Source organism: Pseudomonas citronellolis (assembly GCF_900112375.1).
GTDB lineage: Bacteria > Pseudomonadota > Gammaproteobacteria > Pseudomonadales > Pseudomonadaceae > Pseudomonas > Pseudomonas citronellolis.
In genome coordinates this window covers 59884-70178 of the sequence record NZ_FOLS01000041.1, presented here as the reverse complement: position 1 = coordinate 70178, position 10295 = coordinate 59884, and the positions used below count along the sequence as shown (strand labels likewise).

Annotated in this window: 4 protein-coding genes; all 4 read left to right on the top strand. The window is 67.5% G+C overall.

Going from position 1 to position 10295, the window contains the following annotated elements:
• Positions 1 to 911: 911 nt before the first annotated feature.
• The 4 genes from BM060_RS28615 to BM060_RS28600 all read left to right on the top strand — a co-directional run bounded on the left by BM060_RS28615 (position 912) and on the right by BM060_RS28600 (position 10108).
• The gene (locus tag BM060_RS28615) at positions 912 to 4997 is read left to right on the top strand and encodes a VCBS repeat-containing protein (RefSeq protein ID WP_074985399.1); all 4086 of its coding nucleotides are present in this window, start codon (positions 912 to 914) and stop codon (positions 4995 to 4997) included.
• A 290-nt stretch (positions 4998 to 5287) separates the two neighbouring features.
• Positions 5288 to 6544, top strand: coding sequence for an HlyD family secretion protein (locus BM060_RS28610; protein WP_074985407.1), 1257 nt, complete (start codon positions 5288 to 5290; stop codon positions 6542 to 6544).
• A gap of 13 nt (positions 6545 to 6557) precedes the next feature.
• Entirely contained in the window at positions 6558 to 8702 is a 2145-nt protein-coding gene (locus BM060_RS28605) for a peptidase domain-containing ABC transporter (RefSeq protein WP_074985396.1), read from the top strand.
• A complete protein-coding gene (locus BM060_RS28600) occupies positions 8699 to 10108 on the top strand; it encodes a TolC family protein (RefSeq protein WP_074985393.1) in 1410 nt (469 codons plus the stop codon). Before BM060_RS28605 ends, BM060_RS28600 begins: the two co-directional genes overlap by 4 nt.
• Positions 10109 to 10295: the final 187 nt, after the last annotated feature.

The following is a 10295-nucleotide window of genomic DNA, read 5'->3' as shown; positions in this document are numbered from 1 at the left end:
GCTCTTGCTCTGGATTTTGGATTTCCAGAGAAATAGCCGAGCGCACCGGAGTGCCCCTTCAGAAGGCCGAGCGAAACCCCCGCTCAGGAGGTCATGCGACATGGATGTCGCGAGAGCCCCGATGGGCTACAGGGACGTACCCTCGGGGCGGGCCTCCGTGGCGGGGGAATTCGTGAGGGTAGCCCGGCTTTATCGGGCCCGTATGCGGGGCAAGCCTTTTTGGTTCCTTTTTGCGGGGGTGGCCTTCCACCGTTTGACAAAAGGGACTCGCCCGAGGGGGCGAAACAAAAAATCTCCGCAGACTCGGAGCGGCGCGCTACACCGAGCCCCCAACCCAAAAGTCTCTGGGTTATTCCCCTTCGGGCCAGCGCAAGCGCTGTTCGCGATGGAGCCGCGTCCCGCGTTCGCGGGAATGACGGGGGGGGGTTGGAGTAGCGGTTGAGAATCCGCAGAAGAGCCCCTCTCCCCAGCCCTCTCCCGCAAGCGGGAGAGGGGGCTGTTCGGAGCGGGCGGTGAATTCGAAGTCATCCTGAGACTCCCAGCCCCCTCGTCATTCCCGCGAGCGCGGGACGCGCCACGACCATGCGCCCCTGGAACCATAGGGCGCATAACCGTTCGCGGCTATACGCCGCCGGCCAGAACACCGCTCCCCATGGGGGCACCGGGGCCCTCCCCATCCCGCCATGAACGCCCCGCCCCCTCCGCGAACAACCTTTCCCGCCCCCACCGACAGCCGCCGACCAATGCCGCCGGACTTTAGGGAGCGCCTTAGATACACGGCAGCGGTGGCCTTTTAGCATCCTCCCTCGCCTGCCGGACGCCCGCACAGACGGGGCCAAGCGGCAGGCCTGCCAAACGAACGGCGGCGGGCCCGGCCCGCCGCCGTTCGACACTAGACTCAGGAGTACCACATGACTGTCAGCAAGAACCTGTCCCGCGAGGCGGCCGCTGCCGTGCTCGCCCAGAACGACCCGCTCGAAGTGCCCGTGGCGCCATCCGCCCCGCACATCAGCTATGTGCTCGACGATGCCGGTACGCCGGCCTACCAGGGCATCGTCCAGCTCAACGGCTACACCGACGACACCACGCCGACGCTGATCGGCAACGGCGCGGCCGCCGGCGACCTGATCAAGGTCTATCACGGCGACCGGGTGATCGGCAGCACCATCGTCCAGGGCAACGGCTCCTGGCGCTTCACCCCCTCCGAGGAACTGCGCGAGGAGGGCGTGCAGGTGCTGCGCGCCACCGCTACCGACAGCAGCAACGGTCTGGAAAGCGACTTCAGCCCGCCCTTCAGCTTCATCCTCGACCTCACCCCGCCCAGCGCCCAGGCCACCATCCAGAACGTTTCCGAAGCCCTGCCCGAGCAACCGCTGGTCACCGCGGACTCCACGCCTATGCTGTTCGGCAGCCTGAGCACCGCCCTGGCCGCCAACGAGAAGTTGCAGATCAGCCTGGACACCGGCGCCACCTGGCAGGACGTCGCTTCCGTCAGCGGCGCCTACTGGCAATACCAGGACGTGCGCGAGCTGCAGAACGGCAACTACACCTACCTGCTGCGCACCATCGACGCCGCCGGCAACCAGGGCGCCATGACCGCCCAGCAGATCACCATCAGCCGCGAGGTGACCCCGCAGCCGGTGGAAGGCATCAAGGTCAGCATCATCGGCATCACCCCGGACACCGGCGTGGAAGGCGACTACATCACCAGCGCCTCGAAGATCACCCTGCTGGGCACCCTCAGCGAGGAACTGCCGGCCGGCGCCAAGCTGCAGGTCAGCGTCGATGGCGGCAACAGCTGGAAGACCGTGCAGGCCTTCGGCACCGACTGGATCTACATCGACCCCAGCGTGCACAACCTCGGCACCCAGGTGCGCTACGAAATGCGCGTGCTGGACGCCCAGGGCAACCCGGTGGCCAGCAGCTACGCGGCCCAGGACGTGGTCTTCGACGCCGGTAACCCGCTGCCGGACATGTACTCCAGCATCGAGCTGGGCACCGACACCGCGGTGGAGATCGCCGGCCAGTACAGCAACGCGCAGAGCGCGCAGAACAACGACTTCATCACCCGTGACAACAGCGTCACCCTGTCCGGCAAGCTCAGCGCCGCGCTGCAGATCGGCCAGCACCTGCAACTGTCCCTGGACGGCGGCAAGACCTGGGAGACGCTGATGTCCAACGGCGGCCAGCTGTGGAGCTACACCAGCGAACCGCTGTCGGCCAGCCAGCAGCTGGGCGTGAAACTGCGGGTGGCCGACAACGCCGGCAACAGCGTCGAGCTGGGCGAGCGCACCCTGGTCGTCGACATCGACTCGCCGGTGCCCTTCGCCTTCGCCCCGCAGTTCGGTACGCAGACCCTCAGCGGCGAGCGCGCCTACTACTCCAGCGCCCAGTACGGCCTGGCCGAAGCTGGCGCCACCGTAGCCCTGGTGCAGGACGTCAACCGCGACGGCCGCTACCAGGAAGGCCTGGACAAGATCGTCGGCTACGCCGTGGCCGGCAACGACGGCCGCTGGAGCTTCGACGCCATCCTGCCCGAAGGCCAGCAGCAACTGGGCTTCGTCACCTGGGACGTGGCCGGCAACAACTCCGGCTTCGGCCCGCAGGTGCTGACCGACGCCCACCGCCCGGTCAACGAGGCCGGCTTCAGCGTCCATGACACCGGCTGGGGCGGCTCGGTGTCCTCGGTGCGTGGTTCCAACACCGCCGCCATGGCCATGAGCGCCGACGGCACCTGGTCGTTCTTCCAGAGCACCGGCTACGCCCTGAGCTCCACCGCCTACAAGAACGCCGGCCACGTGTACAGCGGCAAGGACCGCGAAAACTATCGCGCCAGCTACCTGGCCGAACCCTACGACGTCACCCACGACGGCGACGGCCACATGCTCAGCAACGCCACCTTCGCCGACTACAACCGCGACGGCCTGATGGACGTGCTGGCCATGACCAGCGGCGCCTCCTGGACCCTGCCGATCTGGACCGCCAAGGCCGACGGCACCTACAGCGCCGGCTCGCTGCAGAAGTCGAAGAACAACAACGTCGGCGGCATCATCGCCTGGGACGCCCAGGGCGACGGCTACACCGACTTCATCTACGTCGACAACCAGCAGGGCTCCTTCGGCCGCATCGACAACAAGGACGGCGTGCTCAAGTCCAGCCACAGCAACAAGGCCTGGTGGGGTTCGGAGATCAGCGGCGTCGACATCGACAACAACGGCAGCGTCGACCTCGCCGGCCACGGCGACTACTACGGCTACACCGCCCTGACCGTGCTGCAGAACAAGGGCAACGGCGATTTCGAGTCGTCGCGCAACTTCGCCAACGTGTTCCGTGACGACCGCGCGCTGGATGCCAAGCAGGTCAGCAACAACTCGGTGGCCATGACCTGGGCCGACTTCGACGGCGACGGCGACCTGGACCTGTTCCTGGCCCGCGGCACCCGCAGCTCCACCGGCTACAACGGCAACTCCGACGACAGCCGCATCATTCTCAACCTGGGCAACGACGCCAACGGCAAGTGGCTGGGGATGGACAACGACAACCCGCTGTTCTTCAACGACGCCCTCGGCCAGGACCAGAAGGGCAACCTGGTGCACTTCGACGGCGGCCCGTCCTTCGCCGTGGACTGGAACCATGACGGCAAGATGGACGTCCTCGAGGCGCCGCGGCAGAACACCTCCTGGTCCGGCACCAATGCCGCCATGACGCCGGTGCTGTTCATCAACCAGGGCAATGGCGACTGGATGAACAGCGGCCAGCTGCTGGGCAACGAGGCCTACGACAACGTCACCGGCGCGGTGGCGGTGGACTATGACTTCGATGGCGCCATCGACCTGCTGCTGTACCGCACCTCCGGCAAGGAGCATGTGGGCCTGGATACCGCTTCGGCGCCCACGGTGCTGATCCGCAACGAGAACCACGTGGTGGAAGGCACCAGCCTGATCCTGCGCATCCTCGACAAGAACGGCATGAACAGCTACTTCGGCAACACCGTGCAGCTGTTCGACGCGGCGGGCCGCCTGGTTGCCACCCAGATCCTCAACCCGCAGTCCGGCGTGACCAACGACAGCTCCGGCCTGGTGTACTTCTACGGCCTGGACGCGAACCAGACCTACAGCGCCAAGCTGCTGGCCGAGCCCGCCATCGGCAACGGCAACATGGTCCCGGCCCGCTTCGAAGAGGACCTGGGCCTGGTCAACCCGACCTGGGGCAACCTGGTCACCGGCGCCGCCGAGCACGCCTACGTGCTGACCGCCGGCAAGCCGACCGTGAGCTTCGACAGCCAGGGCGCGGGCACTGTGGGCACCGGCTACAACGACAGCTTCATGGCCACCGAAGGCAACGACGTCATCAATGGCGGCGGCGGTTGGAACCTGCTGGCCGACGGCAGCAAGGTCTGGAGCGCCACCCAGGGCCTGGACGAGGTGGACTACCAGTTCGCCAAGCAGGGCGTGCAGGTCAACCTGCAGAGCGGCCAGTCGCTGGGCATGGGCAATGACACCCTGATCGGCATCGAGGCCGTGAAGGGCAGCTGGTACGCCGACGCCTTCATGGACAACGCCGCCAGCAACCGCTTCGAAGGCCGTGGTGGCGACGACATCTACTACCTCTTCGGCGGCGGCAACGACACCCTGGCCTATCGTCCGGTCGATGCCTGGGACGTTTCCGCCGATGGCAGCAACGGCCATGACATGGTGTTCGGCTTCGGCCTGGGCAACGTGCTGAACAACAGCAACGCCGACATCATCGACCTGCGCGGGATGCTCGGCTACGGCGGCCCGGTCAGCCTGGTCCGGGATGACGGCGTGCTGCAGCTGGATGCCTCGTCCCAGGGGCTGCTGGACTACCTGTCGAGCCGCGTCGAGGGCAACAACACCATCATCAGCGTCGACCGCGACGGCATCGGCCAACAGGTCGGCTCCACCGACCTGATCACCCTGATGGGCGTGCGTACCGACCTGCTGAACCTGATCCAGAACCACCAGATCATGGTCTGAGGCCCTGAACCGCCCCGGCGCTTGCGCCGGGGCACCGATTCGTTTTTCAGCGGCGCCGAATTTTCTCCCCCTTGGTGGCGCCGCTTTTTTCTTCCCGGGCGCGAGCAGGCTCGTGACCCCGCATCGGCCCGGCGGCCTTTCTTCGAAGTTCAGAAAAATCTGGCTGATGTAGGTCGTTTTGCTTCCCCAGATTCGGACATCCCCGGTGTTTCCGCCCGTGCTCCGCCGGTAGAAAGACCCATCGCCGAACGACAACCCAAAGGCTCCTGACCTTGAGTACCGAGACACCCCTGTTCCGCACCGAGGCCCTGCAAGGGCAGGGCGCCCACTGGCTGGGCCCGATCATCCTCATACGCCCACTGTCCTTCAGCGTGCTGACCACCCTGGCCACCCTGTTCGCCCTGCTGGTGGCGGGCTTCTTCATCTGGGGCAGCTACACCAAGCGCAGCACCGTGGTCGGGCAACTGCTGCCGGTCAACGGCCAGGCCAAGGTGCACGCGCCGCAGATGGGCGTGATCGTCGAGAAATCCGTCCGCGAAGGGCAGAAGGTCGAACGCGGCCAGACCCTCCTGCGCCTGTCCAGCGAACGCTACAGCGGCCAGGACCAGGCGGTGCAGGCCGGCATCAGCCATCAGCTGGAGGCCAGCCGCGTGTCCCTGGAACAGCAGCTGGAGAAGCTGCAGCGGCTGCAGGCCGACGAGCGCCGCAGCCTGCAGGCCAAGGTCGTCAGCCTGCGTGAGGAACTGACGACCCAGGCCGCCCAGCTGCAGAGCCAGCGCAAGCTGCTGGCCATCGCCAGCGACGCCGAGGGCCGTTACCGCGGGCTGATGGAGAAGGGCTACATCTCCATGGACCAGTTCCAGCAGCGCCAGGCCGAGTTGCTCGGCCAGCGCCAGACCCTGCAGCGCCTGGAGCGCGAGCGCACGGCGCTGCAACAGCAATTGCGCGAACAACAGGCCACCCTCGACGGGCTCGACGCGCGCCACGCCAACCAGCGCGCCGAGCTGCAACGCCAGCTCAACGGCGTGCGCCAGCAACTGGGCGAGAGCGAAGCCAAGCGCACCCTGCGCATCGTCGCGCCGGAAGCGGGCATCGCCACCGCCGTGCTGGCCGAGGTCGGCCAACTGGTCGACCCCTCGCGGCCGCTGCTGAGCATCGTCCCCGAGAACGCCGAACTGCTCGCCGAACTCTATGCGCCGAGCCGCGCGGTGGGCTTCATCAAGGTCGGCGATACGGCGCGGATCCGCTACCAGGCCTACCCCTACCAGAAATTCGGCCAGCACAACGGCAAGGTGCTGTCCATCTCGCGCACCTCGCTGCCGTACAACGAGCTGGCGGCCATGGCCGGCAGCGTGCCGGGCGTCGGCCAGAGCGGCGAGCAGTACTACCGCATCCGCGTGCGACTGGACGAACAGCAAGTGCGCGCCTACGGCCAGCCGCGCCCGCTGCAGAGCGGCATGCTGCTGGAGGCCGACCTGCTGCAGGAAACCCGCAAACTCTACGAATGGGTCCTCGAACCCCTCTACAGCCTGTCCGGCAAACTCTGAGGTATCGCGCCGTATGGCTATCTTCGACTCCCTCGCGCTGCGCTTCGGCCGGCGCCTGCCCAGCATCCAGCAGACCGAGGCCGCCGAGTGCGGCATCGCCTGCCTGGCCATGGTCGCCGGCTACCACGGCAGCCACCACGACCTGCGCGAAATGCGCCAGCGCTTCAACGTCTCGCTCAAGGGCATCACCCTCAAGCAACTGATCGAGGCGGCGCAGCAGATGGGCATGGCCACGCGCCCGCTGAAGCTGGGCCTGGCCGACCTGCCCAAGCTGCGCACCCCGTGCATCCTGCACTGGGACTTCAAGCACTTCGTCGTGCTCAAGTCGGTGACCCGCCGCGGCGCGGTGATCCACGATCCGGCCCATGGCATCCGCAAGGTGGGCGTGGAGACGCTGTCGCGTTCCTTCACCGGCGTGGCCCTGGAGCTGTGGCCCGACGCCGCCTTCGAGAAGAAGGAGGCCAAGCCGAACCTGCGCCTGCTCGGCATGCTCGGCAAGGTCAGCGGCCTGTACCGCTCCCTGGGCCAGGTGCTGCTGCTGTCGCTGGCCCTGGAGGTGTTCGCCCTGGTCAGCCCGTTCTTCATGCAGTGGACCATCGACAACGTCATCCCCAGCAACGACCGCGACCTGCTGACCACGCTGCTGATCGGCTTCGGCCTGATGATGCTGATGCAGCAGATCATCGGCGCCGTGCGCCAATGGGTGGGCATGCACATGGGCACGCTGCTCAACGTGCAGTGGCGGGCCAACGTCTTCACCCACCTGCTCAACCTGCCCACGCAGTATTTCGAGAAGCGCCACCTGGGCGACATCGTCTCGCGCTTCGGCGCCGTCGACAGCATCCAGTCCACCCTGACCTCGGCCTTCCTGGTGGCGGTGCTCGACGGCCTGATGACCATCGCCACCCTGGGCATGATGCTGGTCTACAGCCCGCTGCTGGCCAGCATCGCTATCGTCTGCATGGTGCTCTACGCCCTGGTGCGCTGGGTCTCGTACCAGCCGCTGCGCAACGCCACCGAGGAAGAGATCATCCATGGCGCGCGGCAGCAGACGCACTTCCTCGAAACCATGCGTGGCGTGCGCCCGCTGAAACTGTTCCAGCGCCAGACCGAGCGCCGCGCCACCTGGCTGAGCCTGCTGGTGGAGCAGGTCAACGCCGGCCTGCGCACGCAGAAGCTGGGGCTGCTCTACGGCCAGGTCAACGGCCTGCTGTTCGGCATCGAGAACCTGCTGGTGATCTACCTGGGCGCGAACATGGTGATGGACGGGCATTTCACCGTGGGCGCGCTCATGGCCTTCCAGTCCTACAAGGGCCAGTTCGACAGCCGCGTGGGCAGCCTGATCGACAAGTTCTTCGAACTGCGCATGCTGCAGTTGCAGGGCGAGCGCCTGGCCGACATCGTCCTCGAAGCGCCGGAGCAGGGCGGCAGCGGCATCGACCCCGAACTGCTGCGCCAGCGCGAGTTCGGCATCGAGCTGCGCGGCCTGCGCTACCGCTACTCGGAACACGAGCCCTACGTGCTCGACGGCATCGACCTGGACATCCGCGCCGGCGAGTCGGTGGCCATCGTCGGGCCCTCCGGCTGCGGCAAGAGCACCCTGGTCAACATCATGCTCGGCATCCTGCCGCCGTCCGACGGGGCCATCCGCGTGGCCGGCATGGAGCTGTCGCAGATCGGCCTCGACGGCCTGCGCAGCGTGGTCGGCACGGTGCTGCAGGACGACAGCCTGTTCGCCGGCTCGCTGGCGGAGAACATCGCCTTCTTCGACCCGGCGATGGACATGGAGTGGGTCATGGAGTGCGCGCGCCTGGCGGCCATCCACGACGAGATCATGATCGCGCCCATGGGCTACAACACCCTGGTCGGCGACATGGGCACGGTGCTCTCCGGCGGCCAGAAGCAGCGCATCCTGCTGGCCCGGGCGCTGTACAAGCGGCCGCAGATCCTGTTCCTCGACGAGGCCACCAGCCACCTCGACGTGGACTGCGAACGCCGCGTCAACGAGGCTATCCGCTCGCTGAACATCACCCGGGTGATGGTCGCCCACCGTCCCGAGACCATCGCCACGGCCGACCGCGTGGTGGTCATCACCGGCGGCAAGGTGGTGGGCGAGCGGGCCGTCGACCCCGGGCTGCTGGAGGGCGAACCGGCATGAAGCGCATCCTCCCGTTCGCCCTGGCGCTGGCCGCGGGCCCCGCGGTCCTGGCCGGGCCGGACGTCTTCCGCACCGAGCGCACGCTGCCCCAGGCGCCGGTCAGCGAGGCGCGGCACGGCGGCGTGCCCTGCCTGTTCAACGGCGTCCAGGCGGAACTGGCGCTGGACGAGGCCATCGAGCGCATGCTCTGCCAGGACCCGCAGACCCGCCAGGCCTGGGCCGAGGCCAAGGCCCAGGCGGCGCAGATGGGCGTCGCCTGGTCGGCCTACCTGCCGCGCCTGGGCGCCAGCGTCGGCGCCAGCGACGGCCGCAGCCGCACCGACTACCTGGACTTCGACGGCGTCGAGACCTCGACCCGCCAGAAGAGCCTCGATGCCCGCCTCGACCTGAGCTGGGTGCTGTTCGACTTCGGCAAGCGCCGCGCCGCGTTGCGCAGCGCCCGGCACCTGCTGGTGGCGGCCAACGCCAGCCACGACGCGATACTGCAGAACGCCTTCGTCAACGCCGCCCAGGTCTACTACGACGCCCTGGCCGCCCAGGACGCCCTGGCCGCGGCGCAGCAGGTCAAGGACATGGCCGAGGAGAACTTCCAGGCCGCCGACGCCAAGTACCGGGCCGGCGCGGCGGCGCTTTCCGACCGCCTGCAGGCGCAGACCGCCGCGTCCCAGTCCGAGCTGCGCCTGGTGCGCGCCCGCGGCAACCTGGACAACGCCCTGGGCACGCTGGCGTTGCGCATGGGGCTGGCGCCGGATAGCGCGCTGAAGCTGTCCAGCGAGTTGACGCCGATGCCCGATACCGGCTTCGTCGGCGCCATCGACCGGCTGCTGGCCCAGGCGCGCAACCACCACCCCGAGCTGATCGCCGCCCAGGCGCGGCTGGACGCGGCCCAGGAAAAGGTCCGCGAGGCGCGCGCCGAAGGCCGGCCGACGCTGGCCCTGACCGGCAGCCTCAGCCATGCGCGCAACGACCTGCCGCTGTCGCTGAACGGTGACACCCGGCAGCGCGATTCGAGCCTGGGCCTGCAACTGAACATCCCGCTGTTCGAAGGCTTCGAACGCAACTACCGGGTGCGCGGCGCGCGGGCCCAGGTCGAGGCCAGCCGCGCGGCCCTGGCCGGTACCGAGCAGCAGGTATCGCTGCTGGTGTGGGGCAGCTACCAGCGGCTGATGGTCGATACCCGCAGCCTGAAGAGCACCGACGCCCTGGTCGAACAATCGCACCAGGCCCTGGAGGTGACCCGCGGGCGCTACCGCTCCGGGGTCGGCAGCATGATCGAGCTGCTCAACGCCCTGAGCGCCTACGCCGATGCCCAGGAGCAGCACATCCGCGCCCTGGCCGACTGGCAGAACGCCCGCCTGCAACTGGCGGCGGGATTGGGCCGCCTGGGGTTCTGGGCGCTTCAGTGAGGCGCGGCGGCAAGTAGCGGATATTTCCGGCCGGTAAATCAAAGCCGCTTCGGTACGAACCGAAGCGGCTTTTTGCCGTTCGGACGCAGTGAATTATTTATATGTGCGATGCGCGAATTATCTTTCGGACAATTATGCCGCCTGACATTCATAAGAGGGTCTTGTATGAAACTTCCAACTCCGCTGG

Excerpts from the sequence above, each read along its gene's own strand:
- BM060_RS28615 (WP_074985399.1), top strand. The coding sequence starts at position 912 with ATGACTGTCAGCAAGAACCTGTCCCGCGAGGCGGCCGCTGCCGTGCTC.
- BM060_RS28605 (WP_074985396.1), top strand. The coding sequence starts at position 6,558 with ATGGCTATCTTCGACTCCCTCGCGCTGCGCTTCGGCCGGCGCCTGCCC.
- BM060_RS28600 (WP_074985393.1), top strand. The coding sequence starts at position 8,699 with ATGAAGCGCATCCTCCCGTTCGCCCTGGCGCTGGCCGCGGGCCCCGCG.